This is a genomic window from Pseudonocardia sp. ICBG162, assembly GCF_020496225.1.
Classification (GTDB): Bacteria; Actinomycetota; Actinomycetes; order Mycobacteriales; family Pseudonocardiaceae; genus Pseudonocardia; species Pseudonocardia alni.
Genome location: NZ_JAHLJD010000017.1, coordinates 154,654 through 171,659, shown reverse-complemented (window position 1 = coordinate 171,659; position 17,006 = coordinate 154,654). Strand labels below are relative to the sequence as shown.

Sequence of the window (17,006 nt, the reverse complement as noted above, 5' to 3'; positions counted from 1 at the left end):
AGGAGAAAACGATGAAGGACATCTTCACCGAGCTCGAGGCCGAGCGCGCCCTGCCGCACAACTCCGCGAGCCACTCCAACGCCCTGGTCGAGAACCCGTTCGCGACCGAGCAGGCCGCCGAGCAGGAGTGACACCCGCCGCGGGCCCGGCACCGGCGACGGTGCCGGGCCCGCGGTCTGCCGTGACCGACCGACGGACCAGGGAGTGCGAGTGGAACGACTGCGACCGGGCGTGAGCGTGTTCGAGGTCCCCGGGCGGGGCTCGGCGCTGCGGGAGGCCTCCGGCCGGTTGCGCGGGGTCGACCTGCCCCGCGGCACGGTCGAGGCGCTCACCCGCTGGTTCGACGGCGCCGACCCGGTGCCCCCGCCGGGGCTCGACCCGGAGCGGGGCGCGTTCGCCGCGGCCGGTTACCTGGACGAGGCCCCGCCGCCGCGGACCGCCACCGTGACCGTCGCCGGGCGGGGGGCGTTGGCCGACGCCGTCGCCGCCGCGCTCGCCGGGCCGGGGCTGCGGGTCCGGCGCGGGGACCTCGACTCCCTCGCCGCCGCCGACACGGACACGGACACGAATGCGGTGTGCGCCGTCGCGGACGGGCCCGCCCCGGCCGCCTGGACCGCGCTCGACTCGTTGCCCGAGCGCGGGACCGCCTGGTTCCGGCTCGCCGTCGAAGGACGGCACGGCATCCTCGAACCGCCCGCCGTGCACCCCGGCGACGCCGGGCACGCCGATGTCCGCGCCCGCCGCCTCGCCGCGGCCGGGTCCGGGCACCCGCACCTGCTCGCCTACTGGGACGCCGCGCCCGTCGCCCCGACCGGTCCCGGCGACCACGCCCTGCTGGCCGCGCTGCTCGCCGCCGACGTGCGCGCCTGGGGCGCCGGCCACGACACCCCGGCGACCGGTGACCTGGTCCCGGCCGCCCTGCCGGCCCGGCGACGTCTGCGGGTGGTCGACCTCGACACCGCCGCGATCGCCGACCACGCGCTGCTGCCGGTGCCCGACAGCGCGCCGTGACCGACCTCGACCTGCCCGGCGCGGACGGGGTCCGGCTCGCCGCCACCCTCGTCCGCCCCGCCGTCGCGACATGGCCCTCGGTGCTGATCCGCACCCCCTACGGCCGCGAGCGGCTGCTGCCCGAGGCCCGCGGCTGGGCCGCCCATGGGTTCGGCGTGCTGGTCGTCGACGTCCGGGGGCGCGGCGGTTCGACGGGCGCGTTCCGGCCCTACGCCCACGAGACCGACGACGGCGTCGCCGCACTCGCCGCGCTGCGCGCGATCCCCGGCTGTGACGGGCGGGTCGTGCTCGCCGGCGCCAGCTACGGGGCGCACTGCGCCCTCGCCGGTGCCCTCGCCGACCCCGAGGTGTGCGGGGTGCTCGCCGCGGTCCCCGCGCTCGGGCCCGGCGAGACCGCCCGCGAACCCGGCGGCGCCGCCCGGCTGGCCTGCCGGATCGGCTGGTGGTCCGAGCACGGTGCGGACGCGCGTCCCGCCGCCCCGTCGGCAGCCGCGACGCTGCCGGTCACCGCGGCGCTGGCCCCGGCCCCCGACGGGTGGGCCGAGCTGTGGGACGCCCCCGCGGAGACGCCGTGGCTGTGGGAGGGGATCGCGCGGGCCGCGATGCCGCTGCTCGCCGTCGGGGGCACCGCGGACCCGTTCGCCGCCCGCACCGGTGAGCTCGCCCGGCGCTGGGGCGGGCCGTCACGGCTGGTCCTGGGGCCGTGGGGGCACGAGCTCGACGCCCCGGCGCCCGGTGCGGTCCTGGCCGGACGGCGGATCGGCGCGGTCTACGCCGCCTGGGCCCGTGCCGCGGTGCAGGGCCGGCCGCGGGGGCGCGGGGCACTCGTCGCGGTGGGGGGACGGGGCGCTGGGTGCGGGCCGGGGACGGGCCGACGCTGGCGGTGGACGCCGTCCCGCCGGGCGGGCTCCCCGCCGGGTTCGTCGCCGACCCGGACCGGCCGGTGCGGTCCCGGGCACCGGGTGCGCCCGTCGCCCCCGATCCCGGCCCTGATCCCGGCCCGGGCTCGGACACGCACCGTTCCGACCGGGTCGTCGCCCACACCCCGCCGCTGCCGGCGGGGGCGCTCGCCGGGCCCCTGGTCGTCACCGTCACCGGCGACACCGACGCCCTGGACGCCGACTGGGTCGTCCGGGTCGGACTCCGCGGCCACGACCTCGTCACCGCCGTGCACCGGCACCGCGGCCCGGCGTCGCGGCAGGTCGTCGTCACCACCCCGCCGGTCGGCGCCGCCGTGCACGAGGGCGACCGGCTGCGCGTCGAGATCGCCGGGCACCACTGGCCCGCCCACGCCCGCAACCCGCACACCGGACAGGACCCGGCGCACGCGACCGCCCTGCGCGCCGACCACCGCACCGTGCACGCGCTGCGCCTGGACCTGCCGCACGTCCGACCCGGCCGCGACGAGGTCGCCGCGGCCGCCATCCCCGAGGAGGTCACCCTGTGACGGCACCGACCGTTCCCGTACTGCCGGTGGAGGCGCTGGTCGACCCGCTGAGCGGGATCGTCCGCCGGCTCGTCGACGTGGCCCCGGTACCGGGGCTGCCCGCCGCCTACACCGCCGTCACCGCGGAGGTGTCCGATGCGCGCCGGCTCGGCGCCTGGCCCGCGGACCGGGTCAGCCTCGGCACCACCTTCGGCGACCGCGACGGCGCCCGCACCGCCGCGCTCGGCGAGGCGGTCGAGCGCTACTGCGGCAACCGCGTCCCGCGCGACCTGCCGCTGACCACGGCCGCGGAGCTGCGCGCCGCGGGACACCGGTGCTGGGGGCCCGAGGAGCTGCCGCTGCTCGCGCCCTGGCAGGACGGCCGCCCCTACCAGCGCTTCACCGAGGACCTGCCGATCCGCTGGATCGCCGGCGTCGAGGCCGACGGGGAGCCGACCTGGCTGCCCGCCTCCTGGGCGCTGCTCAACCACCACAGCGGGGCCCGTCGCGACGAACCCCGCTTCCACCACCTCAACTACGCCGGCATCGCCACCGGCGACGGCGCCACCGACGCCCACCGGCGCGGCCTGCTCGAGCTCGTCGAACGCGACGCGCTGGAACGCTGGTGGCACCTCGGCCTGCCCTCCCACGGCATCGACCGGGCCTCGGTCCCCGGGCTCGACGCCGCGCTGGCCGGGGCCGCGTTCGACGTCCATCTCGTCGAGCTGCCCACCGAGTACCCGGCGGCCGTGGTCGGGGCCGTCGTCGTCGACCCGGAGACCGGGATCGTCGCCGGGGGCGGCGCCGCCCGCTTCGACGCCGCCGAGGCCGCCACCAAGGCGGTGCTGGAGGCCGTCCACACCTGGGTGTTCACCCGCGGCCTGCTCGACCCCGACGGCTGGGTGTACGCCTCGATCGACGCCGGTGTCCTCGCCCGCGGCCTCTACCTCGACCACCGCGCCGACCGCCGCTACCGCGACGACGCCGGCGAGCGCTACGCCGCCGTGCGCGACCTCGGCGCCCAGGTGCAGGTGTGGCTCGACCCGCGCGTCCGGGAGGAGTACCTGCCCCGGTTCATCGCGCCCGCGACCCGCGGCCCGCTGCGCACCGGGCCGGCCGGGGACCTCGCGTCGCTGACCGCCGCGCTGCTCGCCGACGGGCACCGCATCGCCCGTGTCGACCTCACCACGCCCGACGTCGCCGAGACCCCGTGGCGGGTGGTCCGCACCTGCGCCACCGGGCTCGTCCCGAACGCGCCCGCCGCGTTCCGGTACTGGGGGCTGCCCCGCTGGCGCGACACCGCCCGCGCCCACGGGCTCGACCTCGACCCGGCCGCCGGGCCCGACGGGCTGGTGCACTGCCCGCCGCCGTTCCTGTGACGGTGCAGCCCCCGGGCCGGGCCGCGCCGGACCCGCAGCGGGACGGCGGCGCCGTGGATCCCCGGACCGCCGCGGCGTTCCGGCTCGCCTGGTCCGGTGCCGACCCGGGCCCCACCGACCACACCGCGCGCCCCGCCGAGGCGACCACGGCGACCCGGCCGGTGCCCCTGACCCGCGACGGCACGGGGACCGGTGCGCTGCTGGCGCTGTCGCTGGCCGCCGACCCGGACCGGGCGGTCGGCGGCGTGCGGCTGCGCCGGGTGCCCTCGGCGGGCGGCCGCTACCCGGTCGACGCCCGGGTCGGCGGCCGTGTCCATGACCCGACCACGGGCGGCGACGACGGCGGTCGCGTCTACGACCCGCTCGCCCACGCCCTCGACGGCGGGCCCGCCCGGCCCGGCGCAACCGGACCCGGCAGCCGCGACCGGCCCGGCGCCGTCGCCCCGGCCCTTCCCGACCCGGACCACGACGATCACGAGGACGTCGTCCTCCACCTCACGCCGGAGCGGACCGCGTGGCGCTACGGCCCCCGCTCGCTGCCGGTGCTGCTGCTCGACCTCGGCCACGCGGCCGCCGCCGTCCTCGCCGCCGCGGCCACCCTGCGACGACCCCGGACGGCCCACCTCGTCTCCGACGGCGACCACTCCCGCGTCGTGCTCACGACCGGACCCGGCCCCGACGGCGCCGTCCCGCTCGGTGCGAGCGCGGCCCCGCACCCGTCGGCCGTGCTCCGCGCACGCCACTCGGCGCCGTTCGCGAGCCTGCAACCTCCCGTCGCCGACCCCGGACTCGACCGGGTCGCCCGGGCCCGGCTCGGCGTGGGACAGCACGCGGCCCTGCTCGACGCGGGCCACCCGCTCGCGGCCGCGCTGACCCGGCGGGCCTGCGGCCTGCCCGACCTCACCGGCGTCGGCGGGCTGCTCGTCGTCACCGGGGACGTCGACCCCGGCCCGGACACCGTCGCCCAGCACGTCCGGTCCGGCCTCGCCGTCCACGACGCCTGGCTGGCCGCCACCGCGGCCGGACTCACGGCCCGGCCGGTCGGCTGCTGGGTCGAGGCGGTGCTGCACGGACCCGGCGGCCGGGGCCGGGTCCAGCACGCCCTCGCCCTCGGCGGCTGACCCGCCGGGGGAGGACCGGTCAGGTCGCGGGCGGCAGCGGCGGCGCGGGCGGCTCGTGCGGCGGTTCGTCGCCGGACTTCCCGCCCGGCTTGTCGTCGCCACCGCCGGCGAGGAACCGCTCGAACTCCGCGGCCAGCTCGTCGCCGCTGGGCAGCTCGCCGCCCTCCAGGCCGTCCCGCAGGTCACCGGACTCCCGGGCCGCGACGACCTGGTCGTACTGCTCCTCCAGCGCCGACACGACCTGCCCGACCTCGTCCGACGCCGCCATCTGCTCGGCGATCTCGGACTCGGCCTGTTCGGCGGCGCGGGTCAGCGTCTCGGTCGGCAGGTAGAGCCCCGCCGACAGCCCCGCGTGGTCCAGCAGCACCCGCGCGGCCTGCGGGTACGCCGAGCGTGACAGGTAGTGCGGCACGTGCACGGCGTAGCCCACGACGTCCTGCCCGGCCTGCCCGAGGCGGTACTCCAGCAACGCCGCGGCACTGCCCGGGACGTCGGCGGTCGCGAACCACGGGGTGTGGCCCTCCACCAGCTCCGGGCGGGTGCCGTGCGCGGTCACCCCGATCGGACGGGTGTGCGGCACGGCCATCGGGATGCCCTGCAACGTGATCACCAGCCGGACCCCGAGCTGCTCGACCAGCAGCCCGACCGCGGCGACGAACCGCTCCCACTGCATGTCCGGCTCCGGGCCGGCGAGCAGCAGGTACTGCGTGTCCCCGGTGTCGGTCAGCGCGACGACGTCGAGCTCCGGCGGGTCGTAGTCGGCCCAGCGGTCGGTCTCGAACCGCAGCGGCGGGCGCCGCGACCGGTAGTCCACGAGCTGGTCGACGTCGAACCGGGCCACCCGGACCGCCTCGCGTTCGTCGGTCAGCGCGCCGACCGCGAGCGCACCCGCGTTGCCGGCGTCGACGAAACCGTCCAGCACGACGATCAGGACCGGCTCGTCGAGCGCCGGCGCGGCCGGGTCGACCTGGTACAGCTGAGCGGGATCGAGCACCGGCGTCCTCCGAGTCGTGGCGTGCACCGCGACCCTATCCGGAGCCCCCCACGGCCTGCCCGGTCGCGGTGTGACCACCGACCCCGTGTGACGCGGCCCCGCCGGGACACCCCGCCCGTCCGGGATGGACCAGAATGGTCGTTCGTCATGCACACGTCACGTCGCGCTTACCTCGTCTGGTCCGCCGGTCTGTTCGCCTACGTCGTGGCGGTGCTGCAACGCAGCTCGTTCGGCGTCTCCGGGCTGGAGGCGGCGGACCGGTTCGGTGCGTCCCCGACCGTGCTCGCCGGGTTCCTCGTCCTGCAGCTGCTCGTCTACGCCGCCCTCCAGGTGCCGGTCGGGCTGCTGCTCGACCGGTTCGGCGCCCGCACCATGGTGCTCGCCGGCGCCGTCACCATGACCGCGGCGCAGGTGCTCGTCGCGCTCGCCACCTCGCTGCCGCTGGCCATCGCCGCCCGCGTGCTCGTCGGCGTCGGCGACGCCCTGACCTTCATCTCGGTGCTGTCGGTGCTGTCCACCTGGTTCGCGCCGCGCCGGGTGCCGCTGATGACGCAGATCACGGCGCTGCTGGGCCAGTTCGGCCAGGTGCTCTCCGCGATCCCGCTCGCCACCGTCCTGCACGCCTACGGCTGGACGACCGCGTTCCTGTCCGCCGCCGGGATCGGCGTCGTCGCCGCGGTCGCGGTGCTCGCCGTGTTCCGCGACCGCCCGCCCGGCAGCCTCGCCCCGGCCCCGGCGAGCAGCCCCCGCGAGGTCGTCGACGGCCTCAAGGGCGCCTGGGCGCACCCGGGCACCCGCCTCGGGCTCTGGTCGCACGCCGGCACCCAGTTCTCCGGCCTGGTGTTCGCGCTGCTGTGGGGCGTGCCCTACCTCGTCGCCGGGCAGGGGATGACGCCCACCGGCGCCTCGGTGATGCTGACCGTGCTCGTCCTCGCCGGCGCCGTCGTCGGCCCGGTGTTCGGCGAGTTCACCGCCCGCCACCCGCTGCGCCGCTCCTGGCTCGTGCTGTCGGTCATCGGCGCGACCGCGCTCGTGTGGACGGTCGTGCTGCTCGTCCCGCCGCCCGCGCCGCTGTGGCTGCTCGTGCTGCTCGTGGTGGTGCTCGCCGCGAACGGGCCCTGCTCCGCCGTCGGTTTCGACTACGCCCGCACCTTCAATCCCGCGCACCGGCGCGGCACCGCCGTCGGGATCGTCAACGTCGGCGGGTTCACCGCCTCGCTCACCACCACACTGCTGGTCGGGCTCGTGCTCAGCGTGTCGGGCGGCTACACCCCCGAGGCGTTCCGGCTGGCCTGGCTCGTGCAGTTCCCGATCTGGGCGCTGACCGCCGTCGCGGTCGTCCTCGCGCGGCGCAAGGCCCGCCGGGTGATGGCCGCCGAGGGCACCGTCGTCCCGCCGCTGCGGGAGGCGCTGCGCCGCAACCGGCGCCGGAGACAGGCCCGGTAGACGACGACGGGGGCGGGACCATCGCGGTCCCGCCCCCGTCGCCCACATCCGGCCCTCACCGAGAACCGGGTGCTCTCACCGAGCTTCTGCTCGTTCGGCGGGCCTCACTCGGCGAGCAGCCGGTACAGCGCCTTGCGGGCCTCGGTCAGCGCCTCGGTCGCCGACGCCACCTGTGCCTCGGAGCCGGCCTCGGCGACCTGCCGCGCGGCGGCGGCGAGCCGGCCGAGCTCGGTGACCAGGCCGGTCGCCGGGTCCGACTCGGCGGCCTCGGCGTCCTCGGCGAAGGGTGCCCACACCGCGTCGAGCTCGGCGCGGTGCTCCTCGACGTGCCGGGTGCCCTCCTCGGTCAGGTGGACGACCCGGCGGCCCTCGGTCTGCTCGGACCGGACCAGGCCCTCGTCCTCCAGCTGGGACAGCATCGGGTACACCGAGCCGGGGCTCGGCTTCCACTGCCCGCCGGAGCGGCCGGTGATCTCCTGGATGATTTCGTAGCCGTGCCGCGGGCCGTCGGCGACGACCGCGAGCACCGCGGTGCGCACGTCGCCGCGGGCACGCTTGCCGCGCCGGCCGCGGGGCCCACCGGGACCGAACCCGCCCGGGCCGAAGCCACCGGGGCCGAAGCCGCCGGGACCGAACGGTCCGCCGGGGCCGAAGCCGCGGCCGGGACCGAAGCCCCGCCCGCCGGGCCCGCGTCCGCGGCGGTGGGCGCGACCGCGGCGGTGGCCGGGTCCGCCCTCGTCGCGGGCGTCGTCACGGGGGTCGTCACGGTCGTCGCCGTGGAAGTCGGGGGTGTCGTGCATGGCTGCCTCCTCCGGGCCGCAGGGGAACCCGGCGCCGCGGTGGCCCCGGGGGTGTCGGTGGGTGCGGGGCCCGAACGGGCTCCGGAACATGTCGCGCGTGGTCATGACGCGTGGTCCTCTCGTCGTGAGCCTCCCTCTTCGATCGGCTCGTGTGCCATCACGATATATCGCGACTGCTCTGCGTTGCAACGGCGATATTCTGAGAATGTCCTGAGGGTGCGCGGGGCGGCCCGTGGCGGGTTCACTGTCCCGGCGGGCCGGCGGGCGGTCCGCCGGATGTGAGGGGGAGTCGTGGGGCGTCACGACGCAGGGGCCGGCCCGGCCGGCGAGGCACCGGAGGACACGGCCGAGGAGGTCGACCTCAGCGAGGTCTCCGCGGCGCAGCTGCGGGACCGGCTCTCCGCGCGGTCCGACGGCCGCGACGACCAGGTCGTCGACGCCGCACGCGAGCTGCGGGCGAGCCTGGACCGGCTCGGCGCGGGCCTCGCGGCACGGCGCGCGGCGCTCGTCGGACGGGCGGGGGAGATCGCCCGGGCCGCCGTGCCCTACGTCGGCGGCGCCGTCGCGACCGGGGTGGGGGCGGTGCTGGTGGTGCGACGGGCCCGCCGTCCGCGCCGCTACCGGTACCCCGGGGTGGTCTGACCCGGGCCGGTCGGGGTCAGCGGCTCCCGAGCCCGGCGCGCACCCGCATCAGGGCGAAGCCCAGCAGGTTCTGCCCGGGCCAGCGGTCCGGCGCGCCGAGGTCGGAGTCGTCGGCGGCCAGGCCGATGCCCCAGATCCGGTCGACGGGGGAGGCCTCGACGAGCACCGCGTCGCCGGTGCCCAGCAGGGCCGCGGTGAGCCGCTCGGCCGAGCGGAACTTGGCCCGGTTGCCCTCGACGACGACCTCGACCCGGCGCGCGGCCCACACCTGCGAGTCGAAGCCCCGGACCTCGCGCCCGGCCCGCTTGGCGGTGTCCGGGTCGTCGTCGGACAGGACGCGGGCGAGCGCGTCGTCGTCGCCGAAGGTGCGGGCCTTGGCCGCCATCATCCAGTGCTCGGCGGTGGCGTAGCGGACCCCGTCGACGACGAACGGCGACGGATGCCACTGGCTCAGTACGTGCACGTCGCCCGGCGCGGGCTCGGAGCCCCAGAACGGGACGAACCGCGGGCGCGCCCCCGCCGCGACGGCGGCCCGCAGGGATGCGACGTCGGTCGGGGCGTCCTCGCTCACACCCTCCGATCCTAGGACGTCGGCGGGGTCGCCGCGTCGGCCAGCGCGGACAGCAGCTCGGCCGCGCCCACCCGTCGCTCGGGCGGCACCCGGCCCAGCAGGTCGGCGACCGCGGCGCGACGGTGGGCGTCGACCTCGCGGATCAGCTCCCGTCCGGCCGGGGTGAGCTCGACGAGCAGGTGCCGCCGGTCGTCCGGGTCGGGCCGGCGCTCGACCAGGCCGGCCCGCCCGAGACGCACGAGCACCCGGGTGGCGTTCGACGGATGGACGTCGAGCTCACGCCCGACCGCGGTGACGTTGGTGCGCCCCGCGTCCGCGATCAGCATGAGGACCCGCAGCTGGGGGACGGTCACGGCGTCCCCGGCCGCCGCCACCGCGCGCACGCTGATGCCGGTGAACGCGCGCGCGAGCGCCAGACCGGCCTCCACCGTCGCGCCGTCCGGGTGATCCCGATCTCGGCCGTGTGCGTCGGTCATCCCCGTCCACCTCCCTCACCAGCGATCTTTACTCCGCGCTGACCGTTGCGTCGATCAATCTTTGCCATTGCATAACTACTGCGCAAGCGCAACAATAGGCACGTCGAAGGGAGAGTTCCATGAAGGTGTCGGACATCCTGCGGATCAAGGGCGACACGGTGCACACCGTGTTGTCGTGGAACACCATCGCCGAGGCCGCGACCCGGCTCGCCGGCCCGCCGGCGATCGGCGCGCTCGTCGTCTCCGACGACGGCCGCCGCGAGCGCGTCGACGGCATCGTCTCCGAACGCGACATCGTGCGCCGGCTCGCCACCGACGGCGCGGCCCTGCTGGACCTCACCGTCGCCGACGTCATGACCCGCCACGTCGTGACCTGCTCGCCGGAGGACTCGCTCGCCGAGGCCATGGGTCTGATGAACCGCTGGCGTCACCGCCACCTGCCCGTCGTCGACGACGGACGGCTCGTCGGGATGATCAGCATCGGTGACGTCGTCAAGCAGCGGCTGGCCGAGATGAGCACCGAGGCCGGGGTGCTGCGCGACATCTACCTCGCCTCGCACTGACCCCGCCCCCGGCGTCCCCGGTGTGACGTGACCGTTTCGCCGGGAACGACCGGGGTGCGCCGTGCGTTGGACCGGACATGACTGCAGCGAGTGCCACCGCAGGTCGCCGCGCCGGCCGCACGGCCGCGTTCGCGACACTCTTCCGTGCCCTCACCCGTCGCGGCCGCCCCGGCGAGCCCGGACCCGTCGAACGGTTCCGGGCGCTGCCCGCCATGGCCGGCGACGCCTGGCGCGGCACCTACCCGCACCTCGGCAAGGGCCGGGTCGCGCTGTTCCTGATGGCCCTGGCCTACCTGGTGTCGCCCGTCGACCTGGTGCCCGAGGCGTTCCTGACCGTGTTCGGCCTCGGCGACGACGCGGTCGTCGCGATGTGGCTGGGCGGGGCCCTGCTGGTCGAGGCCGACCGCTACCTGGGGTGGCGGCGGACCGCACCGGTCGTCGTCGACGGTCAGGTGCAGGTCGACCGGACGTAGTCCCGGATCCGCTGCGACGCGGCCTGGTACTCCGGGTCCGCCCGGTCCTGCGCGATCCCCGGGTCACGGGCGACGGCGAGGGTGTCCCCGCCGTTGGCCTCCAGCAGGGCGAGCTGACGTTCGACGAGCTGGTCCACCCGCTCGAAGTCCGCGCGGATCTCCTGCGGTGCGAGCGAGGTGACCTGCTGGTTCGCCTGCCGGACGTTCGCGGTGACCTCGCCGACGTCGGAGATCGAGCGGCCGATGCCCACCCCGCTGAACGGCTGGGTGGCGGTCCGGCTCGCCTCGACGGCGTCGCAGAAGGGGCTGGAGGGGCGGTTCTGGGTCGTGGTGACCGTGCCGGACGACGAACCCGGCTGGGTCGCCAGCGAGCTGCCGCAGCCCGCCACCAGGAGCAGGGCCAGTGCCGCCGGGACGAGCAGTCCTGGCCGCCGAACAGCCGTCATCCCCGATCCTCCGCTCACCGGCCGGGAAGGTGCCCGCGCCGCGAGGAGAAGTCTAGGGCGAGGGGTGTGAGGTGGATGTCGGCGGTGGGTCGGCCGCGTCCCCGAGGCCGGTCCTGGACAGCCGCCACCGTCGCATCGACACCGACGCGACGGTCCGGCCCAGTTCGGCGGCGGCTTCGGCAGGCGGAAGACGCACGACGACCCGGTCCTCCGCAGCGGTCCAGCGACGAGGCGAACTCCGCGCGCGCATCCCCTCGGGGCGGCGCCATCGCGCGACGGTCCCCGCCGCCGCGAGTTTGCGGGGCAGGGCCAGGCAGCCCGGCGGGTACAGGAACTCCGCGAGCGCGGCGGCGGGCTCGTTCATGACGACGGTGTTGAACACGCCGTCCCGCGCGTTGGCGAGCGACCGCCGGACGACTCCGGTCACGTCGAGCACCTGCTCGCAGAAGTACGCGTGCAGCGCGGGACTCGCCGTGGTGAACCCGACGAACGGGTAGCCCCGCGCCGTGAAGCCGACGCTGCCGTCACCGTCCACCAGACCTCTCAGATAGCCCCGGACATGCACGGGCGCCGCCGGAGGCGCGACCGACCCGGACTTGCGTCCTGCTAAAAGGCCGAGCGCCTGCAGCTCCGTCCGGAAGCTCCACGCATGGGTCTTCCAGGTGACGCTCTCGTGGCGTTCGGCGAAGTTGGTGCGACGGACGCGGGTCGTCACGGTGCTGCGGAGACCGGGGGCGAACAGGCCGACGAAGGCGTCGAGCACCGCGATGTCCCGCACACCCAGCTCGATGGTCGCCGCTCCCCGGTTCCGGTCAGCGGCGCGGAGGTGACCGTCGGTCTGGAAGAGGCCGAGGAAGTACGCATGGTCCTCATCGGTGGGGTCCAGGTGCACCATGCCGTCACTGTCGCGCGGTGCCCCGACAGTTCCGGCCGCTCCACCCCGTGCCGCCGGCGACGCGGATCGGGTCAGCCGGCGAGGACCGTCCGCAGCACCGCGGGCCGGTCGGTGATGATCCGGTCCACCCCGGTGGCCGCGATCCGGCGCATGTCGTCGGGGTCGTTGACCGTGTAGACCCCGGTCTGCATCCCGCGCGCCCGGACCTCGGCGACCAGTGCGGCGTCGACGACCCGGAACGACGGGTTGATCTGGGTGACCCCGTGCGCGGCGGCGTCGTCGAGCTGCGCCGCGGTCGGGCGCCCGTCGAACAGCCATCCGGCCGGGACGTCCGGGGCGGCCTCGGCGAAGCTGCGCATCACGTCGTGGTCGAAGGACTGCACGACGACCCCGGGGCGCGGGCCGTCGAGCTCGTAGGCGACCTCCTTCTCCACCCCCGGGTAGCGCGCCGGGTCCTTCAGCTCGACCAGCAGGTCCGCGCGGCCGCGGAGCCGGTCGGCGAACTCCCCGAGGGTCGGGATGCGCTCGCCGGCGAAGGCGGGGGAGAACCACGACCCGGCGTCGAGCCGGCGCAGCTCGGCGAGGGTGAACGAGCCGACCGGTGCCAGTGCGCGGGTGGGGAAGACCCGTCCGACGTCGGTGGTGCGGGCCAGCGTGGCGTCGTGGACGAGCACGAGGTGGCCGTCCGCGGTGCGCTGGACGTCGACCTCGACGGCGTCGGCCCGCTGGGCGAGTGCCTCGTCGGCGGCGGCGAGGGTGTTCTCCGGGGCGTCGGCGGAGGCGCCGCGGTGCGCGACGACCTCCGGACCGGACCGGGGACGGTCGGTGTCGGCGAGGGCGAGCGTGGCCGTCGCGAGGAGGGCGGCGGGCACGAGGAGGGTGCCGAGCAGGCGTCGCACGAGGTGAGTCCTCAGGATCGGGGGCGGTGCCTGGGAACCATGGTGGCGTGGCCGGTCCGGCCGGTGTCGGGCGGGTGGCCGCCGGGAGACGAGCGGGCGAGGACCTGGTGGTCAGGGGCGGGTGACGGCCGCCTCGAACGCGGGCAGGTAGCCGTCGCGGTAGCCCTGGGCGGTCGGGTGGTAGACCGCCGGGGCCGACGCGGGCGGGGGAGTGATCCACGGGTCGGCGGAGCAGACCCCGTGCCCGGCGAACGCGGCGCGGACGTCGACGAACCGGCCCCGGAACCGCCCGGCCGCGTCGGCGAGGGCGGCGTCGAGGGTGTCGGCGGCCCGGTTCAGCGCCTCCCGGCGGACGGCGTTCGGGACGCCGGGGACGTCGCAGTCGGCGCCCGGCTCGAACAGCCGCGGGTAGCCCAGGACCAGGATCGTCGCGCCGGGGGCCTGCAGCCGGACCCCGACGATGGTCGAGATCAGCCCGCCGGGCGCGACCCAGCGGGCGGCGCGCTCCCCGCCCCGGAGGGCGCGCAGGCAGGTCTCGTCGTCGCGGGCGGTGCTGCAGGCGGCCAGGACCGGACCGAACCCGGTGTCGTTGCCGCCGACGGTGATCGTCACCAGGGTGGTGTCGGCGGAGACGGTGCGCACCTGCCGGGCGATCACCTCGCCACTGGTGGCGCCGCTGCACGCGACGCTGACGAACGACGCCGGGTCGTGCCGGGCCGCCCACAGCGCCGGGTAGGAGGCGCCGCTGCGCAGACAGTCGCCGGTGGCCGGGTCCGGCCGGGCCCCGACGCCCGCGGCGTAGGAGTCACCGAGCGCGACGTACCGGACGGGGGCGGCGGCCGCGCCGGCCGGTGCCGGGTCGGCGAGGGCCGCCGGCGCCAGGACGACCAGCAACGCGCACGTCAGCAGGGGGACCAGGAGGCGGCGCACCCGTCCAGACAACCCCCGCGGCACCGTGGCGGCAATCCGGGCACCGGGTGAGGGGGTGCACGCGCCGTGGACGACGAGGTGCGCCGAACGTGTCCCGGGCGGGCCGCGTCCGCGGAGCGCGCGTCGCGGAGCCGCCGCGCACGCGTCATCACTGTGGGTGAGAGCGTGGACCGCGACGCTCCCGGCCACGACCACTCGGCCGCGGCGCGCGGTCGATGGAAAGCCCAGCTCAGGGCCCTGTCCGAGGTGGACCGGCCGGACCGACGCCACGGTGAACGGCAGGTGGCCGGGGCGAGTGGCCGGCGTCGTCCGCTCACCGCCCGCAACGTCCCGTCGGTCTCGTGATCACCCGATCGGGTTCTTCCGTCCGTTGCGTCCGGCTAGCGTCCGTGTCAGATCACGGAACGGTCACGAACCGGACGCGGCTCCTCCCCAGGGGGCCGCCCGCTCCCCACGGGTTGTCCGCCGTTCCGGGATCCGGAAGGAAGGGTCGTGGCACGGCATCGCTCCCCCCGGAGCCGTCAGGCGAGCCTCGCGCTCCTGGCCCCGCAGTTCGCGGTGGCCGGGATCGGGGTCCCGGTCGGCTCGTTCCCCGCAGGTCCGCACGTCCGGCGCGCCCGTGACACCCGGACCGAGGACGGCTCGCGTTTCCCGGCCTCGACCCGGATCGCCGCCGCCGTCGTCGCGGTGGGCGGTATCGCCGCCACCGCCCACGCGGGTGTCGGCTCCGGCGACCTGGCCGCGACCGTGACGTCCTGGTTCGACACGGCGGGATCGTCGTCCGTGTCGAACCAGGACGCCGCGCTCCCCGCCGCCGTGCCCGCCCCGCGGGCCGCCGCGGACGACGCCGCCTCGCCGATCGCGGACCCGGCCACCATCGCCTCGCTGGCCGCCCCGGCCGCCGCCCCCTCGGCCGCCGCGCGCACCGTCGCCGTCGCCGACACCGGCCGCGCCAGGGCCGCCTCCGCGGTCCAGGCCGCCACCGCCTCGGTCGACCAGGTCCGCAGGGCCGCCGAGGAGCGCGCCAAGGCGGTCGAGGCCGCCCGCGCCGCGGGTGCCACCGGCGCGCTGCAGTCCGCCTCCGCGGGTGGTGCGGTGTCGATCGTGACCGGCCGGGTCACCTCGGGCTTCGGTTCCCGCTGGGGCACCAAGCACATGGGGCTCGACATCGCCGCCCCGATCGGCACCCCGATCCACGTGCCGATCGCCGGCACCGTCATCAGCTCCGGCCCCGCCAGCGGGTTCGGGATGTGGGTCCGGGTCCGGCACGCCGACGGCACGGTCACCGTCTACGGCCACATCAACCGCTCGCTGGTCTCGGTCGGCCAGAAGGTGGCGGCGGGCCAGCAGATCGCCGAGGTCGGCAACCGCGGCCAGTCCACCGGCCCGCACCTGCACATCGAGGTCGTCGACCCGAGCGGCACCAAGATCAACCCGAAGCCGTGGCTCGACGCGAACGGGTTCCGCTACACCTGAGTCAGGAGTTCTGGACCGACTCCAGCGCGCGGATCTTGTTCGTCGCGTCCAGCGCGGCGACCTTGTAGGCCTCCGACAGCGTCGGATAGTTCAGGACGGTGTCGACGAGGTAGTCCACCGTCCCGCCGCAGCCCATGATGGCCTGCCCGATGTGCACGAGGTCGGTGGCGTTCGTGCCGAACACGTGCACCCCGAGCAGCCGGTGGTCCTCGGGCGACACCAGCAGCTTGAGCATGCCGTAGGAGTCGCCGACGATCGCGCCGCGCGCGAGCTCGCGGTAGCGCGACAGCCCGGTCTCGTACGGGATCGACGCCGCGGTCAGCTCGGCCTCGGTCCGCCCGCAGAACGAGATCTCCGGGATCGTGTAGATGCCGATCGGCTGCAGCTCGTGCAGCTCGCGGACGGGCTCGCCGAACAGGTGGCAGGCGGCGAGCCGCCCCTGGTCCATGCTCGTCGACGCCAGCGCCGGGAACCCGATCACGTCGCCGACCGCCGCGATGTGCTCGACCGAGGTCCGGTACTGCTTGTCGACCTCGATGCGCCCCCGGTCGTCGGCCCGGATCCCGGCCGCGTCCAGGCCCAGCTCCTCGGTCATGCCCTGCCGGCCCGCCGAGTACATGACCATGTCGGCCGGGATCTTCTTGCCGCTGGCCAGGCTGGTCACCGTGCCGCGGCCGTTCACCTCGACCGAGGACACCTCCTCGCCGAACCGGAACGTGACCGCCGAGTCCCGCAGGTGGAACTTCAGCGACTCCACGACCTCCGGGTCGCAGAAGCCGAGCATCGAGTCCCGCTTCTCCACCACGGTGACCCGGGTGCCGAGCGCGGCGAACATCGAGGCGTACTCGATGCCGATGACCCCCGCCCCGACGACGACCATCGAGCCCGGCACGCGGCCCAGCTGCAGCACCTGGTCGGAGTCGACGACCCGCTCGCCGTCGAACGCGACGGTGTCCGGCCGGGCCGGGCGGGTCCCGGTCGCGACGACGAAGTGCGAGGCGGTGACCTGGTTGTGGTCACCCCGTCCCGTCCCCTCGACGACGACGGTGTGCGGGTCGGTGAAGCGCGCCGTCCCGGTCAGGATGTCGACGTGGTTGCGCAGCAGCTGGCTGCGCACGATCTCGGTCTCGCGGCCGATCACGTGCCGGGTGCGGGCCAGCAGGTCGTCGATGGTGATCTCGGACTTGACCCGGTAGCTGGCGCCGTACATCTCGCGCTGGCTGAACCCGGACAGGTACAGCACCGCCTCGCGCAGCGTCTTCGACGGGATGGTGCCGGTGTTGACGCAGACCCCGCCCATCATGTTGCCGCGGTCGGCGATCGCCACCCGCTTCCCGAGCTTCGCCGCGGCGATCGCGGCCTTCTGCCCACCGGGACCGGAGCCGATCACCAGCAGGTCGTAGTCGTGGGCGGGTGACTCGTCGGCACTCACCCGCACAGCGTGGTGGTCGCCGCGCC

At 76.2% G+C, this 17,006-nt stretch carries 19 protein-coding genes and 1 pseudogene; 11 read left to right on the top strand and 9 right to left on the bottom strand.

Annotated elements, in window-relative coordinates:
• The first annotated feature begins 11 nt into the window (after positions 1-11).
• From amiA to KPL60_RS14870, 6 genes and pseudogenes are all read left to right on the top strand, one after another.
• Positions 12-131: a streptamidine family RiPP gene (gene amiA, locus KPL60_RS33770; RefSeq protein ID WP_020625778.1), complete on the top strand. Its 120-nt coding sequence runs from the start codon at positions 12-14 to the stop codon at positions 129-131.
• 100 nt (positions 132-231) lie between these two features.
• Complete coding sequence (locus tag KPL60_RS14890) at positions 232-1,011, top strand: hypothetical protein (protein WP_226366188.1); 780 nt, start codon at positions 232-234, stop codon at positions 1,009-1,011.
• A pseudogene (locus KPL60_RS35110) lies at positions 1,008-1,715 on the top strand (CocE/NonD family hydrolase); the annotation flags it as partial. The gene KPL60_RS14890 and the pseudogene KPL60_RS35110, both read left to right, overlap by 4 nt.
• A gap of 149 nt (positions 1,716-1,864) precedes the next feature.
• Positions 1,865-2,458 carry a CocE/NonD family hydrolase C-terminal non-catalytic domain-containing protein gene (locus KPL60_RS34675; protein ID WP_226366187.1) on the top strand — a complete coding sequence of 198 codons (594 nt, stop codon included), beginning with the start codon at positions 1,865-1,867 and terminating at the stop codon, positions 2,456-2,458.
• A complete protein-coding gene (locus tag KPL60_RS14875) occupies positions 2,455-3,816 on the top strand; it encodes a YcaO-like family protein (protein WP_226366186.1) in 1,362 nt (453 codons plus the stop codon). The genes KPL60_RS34675 and KPL60_RS14875 overlap by 4 nt, the downstream gene beginning before the upstream one ends.
• The gene (locus tag KPL60_RS14870) at positions 3,813-4,937 is read left to right on the top strand and encodes a hypothetical protein (RefSeq protein ID WP_226366615.1); all 1,125 of its coding nucleotides are present in this window, start codon (positions 3,813-3,815) and stop codon (positions 4,935-4,937) included. Before KPL60_RS14875 ends, KPL60_RS14870 begins: the two co-directional genes overlap by 4 nt.
• 19 nt (positions 4,938-4,956) lie before the next feature.
• Here KPL60_RS14870 and KPL60_RS14865 read toward each other — a convergent pair whose 3' ends face one another.
• Positions 4,957-5,931 carry a proteasome assembly chaperone family protein gene (locus KPL60_RS14865; protein WP_226357741.1) on the bottom strand — a complete coding sequence of 325 codons (975 nt, stop codon included), beginning with the start codon at positions 5,929-5,931 and terminating at the stop codon, positions 4,957-4,959.
• Between the two features lie 147 nt (positions 5,932-6,078).
• Between KPL60_RS14865 and KPL60_RS14860 the strand changes: the two genes are divergently transcribed.
• A complete protein-coding gene (locus tag KPL60_RS14860) occupies positions 6,079-7,377 on the top strand; it encodes a nitrate/nitrite transporter (protein ID WP_226357740.1) in 1,299 nt (432 codons plus the stop codon).
• Positions 7,378-7,481: 104 nt separating this feature from the next.
• On the opposite strand, the gene KPL60_RS14855 is transcribed toward KPL60_RS14860, so the two are convergent.
• Entirely contained in the window at positions 7,482-8,177 is a 696-nt protein-coding gene (locus KPL60_RS14855) for a PadR family transcriptional regulator (protein WP_226366185.1), read from the bottom strand.
• Between the two features lie 291 nt (positions 8,178-8,468).
• Here KPL60_RS14855 and KPL60_RS14850 point away from each other — a divergent pair, with 291 nt between their 5' ends.
• Entirely contained in the window at positions 8,469-8,819 is a 351-nt protein-coding gene (locus KPL60_RS14850; RefSeq protein WP_226366184.1) for a hypothetical protein, read from the top strand.
• A gap of 16 nt (positions 8,820-8,835) precedes the next feature.
• Here the strand turns inward: KPL60_RS14850 and KPL60_RS14845 are convergent, their stop codons facing one another.
• Both KPL60_RS14845 and KPL60_RS14840 read right to left on the bottom strand, forming a co-directional pair.
• Positions 8,836-9,390 (bottom strand): NADAR family protein, encoded by a 555-nt coding sequence (locus KPL60_RS14845; RefSeq protein ID WP_226366183.1) that lies wholly within the window; start codon positions 9,388-9,390, stop codon positions 8,836-8,838.
• 11 nt (positions 9,391-9,401) lie between these two features.
• On the bottom strand, positions 9,402-9,866 hold the full coding sequence (locus KPL60_RS14840; protein ID WP_226366182.1) for a MarR family winged helix-turn-helix transcriptional regulator: 465 nt from the start codon (positions 9,864-9,866) through the stop codon (positions 9,402-9,404).
• A 119-nt stretch (positions 9,867-9,985) separates the two neighbouring features.
• On the opposite strand from KPL60_RS14840, the gene KPL60_RS14835 reads away from it, so the two are divergent.
• Together KPL60_RS14835 and KPL60_RS14830 are read left to right on the top strand one after the other, a co-directional pair.
• Positions 9,986-10,429, top strand: coding sequence for a CBS domain-containing protein (locus KPL60_RS14835; RefSeq protein ID WP_226357735.1), 444 nt, complete (start codon positions 9,986-9,988; stop codon positions 10,427-10,429).
• Between the two features lie 77 nt (positions 10,430-10,506).
• Complete coding sequence (locus KPL60_RS14830; RefSeq protein WP_062396014.1) at positions 10,507-10,902, top strand: YkvA family protein; 396 nt, start codon at positions 10,507-10,509, stop codon at positions 10,900-10,902.
• On the opposite strand, the gene KPL60_RS14825 is transcribed toward KPL60_RS14830, so the two are convergent.
• The 4 genes from KPL60_RS14825 to KPL60_RS14810 all read right to left on the bottom strand — a co-directional run bounded on the left by KPL60_RS14825 (position 10,878) and on the right by KPL60_RS14810 (position 14,072).
• A complete protein-coding gene (locus tag KPL60_RS14825; protein ID WP_226357734.1) occupies positions 10,878-11,348 on the bottom strand; it encodes a hypothetical protein in 471 nt (156 codons plus the stop codon). The genes KPL60_RS14830 and KPL60_RS14825 overlap by 25 nt on opposite strands.
• A gap of 52 nt (positions 11,349-11,400) precedes the next feature.
• A complete protein-coding gene (locus tag KPL60_RS14820; protein ID WP_226366181.1) occupies positions 11,401-12,243 on the bottom strand; it encodes an LAGLIDADG family homing endonuclease in 843 nt (280 codons plus the stop codon).
• Between the two features lie 71 nt (positions 12,244-12,314).
• Entirely contained in the window at positions 12,315-13,142 is an 828-nt protein-coding gene (locus KPL60_RS14815) for a glycerophosphodiester phosphodiesterase family protein (RefSeq protein WP_226366180.1), read from the bottom strand.
• Positions 13,143-13,253: 111 nt separating this feature from the next.
• On the bottom strand, positions 13,254-14,072 hold the full coding sequence (locus tag KPL60_RS14810) for an SGNH/GDSL hydrolase family protein (RefSeq protein WP_226366179.1): 819 nt from the start codon (positions 14,070-14,072) through the stop codon (positions 13,254-13,256).
• Between the two features lie 492 nt (positions 14,073-14,564).
• On the opposite strand from KPL60_RS14810, the gene KPL60_RS14805 reads away from it, so the two are divergent.
• Complete coding sequence (locus tag KPL60_RS14805; protein ID WP_226357730.1) at positions 14,565-15,548, top strand: M23 family metallopeptidase; 984 nt, start codon at positions 14,565-14,567, stop codon at positions 15,546-15,548.
• Between the two features lies 1 nt (position 15,549).
• Here KPL60_RS14805 and sthA read toward each other — a convergent pair whose 3' ends face one another.
• Positions 15,550-16,980: a Si-specific NAD(P)(+) transhydrogenase gene (gene sthA / locus KPL60_RS14800; RefSeq protein WP_226357729.1), complete on the bottom strand. Its 1,431-nt coding sequence runs from the start codon at positions 16,978-16,980 to the stop codon at positions 15,550-15,552.
• Positions 16,981-17,006: the final 26 nt, after the last annotated feature.

Bases quoted from the DNA above. Each gene is read 5' to 3' on its own strand.
- KPL60_RS14820 (WP_226366181.1), bottom strand. From the start codon at position 12,243: ATGGTGCACCTGGACCCCACCGATGAGGACCATGCGTACTTCCTCGGC.
- KPL60_RS14855 (WP_226366185.1), bottom strand. From the start codon at position 8,177: ATGCACGACACCCCCGACTTCCACGGCGACGACCGTGACGACCCCCGT.
- KPL60_RS14835 (WP_226357735.1), top strand. From the start codon at position 9,986: ATGAAGGTGTCGGACATCCTGCGGATCAAGGGCGACACGGTGCACACC.
- KPL60_RS14830 (WP_062396014.1), top strand. From the start codon at position 10,507: ATGACTGCAGCGAGTGCCACCGCAGGTCGCCGCGCCGGCCGCACGGCC.
- amiA (WP_020625778.1), top strand. From the start codon at position 12: ATGAAGGACATCTTCACCGAGCTCGAGGCCGAGCGCGCCCTGCCGCAC.
- KPL60_RS14860 (WP_226357740.1), top strand. From the start codon at position 6,079: ATGCACACGTCACGTCGCGCTTACCTCGTCTGGTCCGCCGGTCTGTTC.
- KPL60_RS14840 (WP_226366182.1), bottom strand. From the start codon at position 9,866: ATGACCGACGCACACGGCCGAGATCGGGATCACCCGGACGGCGCGACG.
- KPL60_RS14825 (WP_226357734.1), bottom strand. From the start codon at position 11,348: ATGACGGCTGTTCGGCGGCCAGGACTGCTCGTCCCGGCGGCACTGGCC.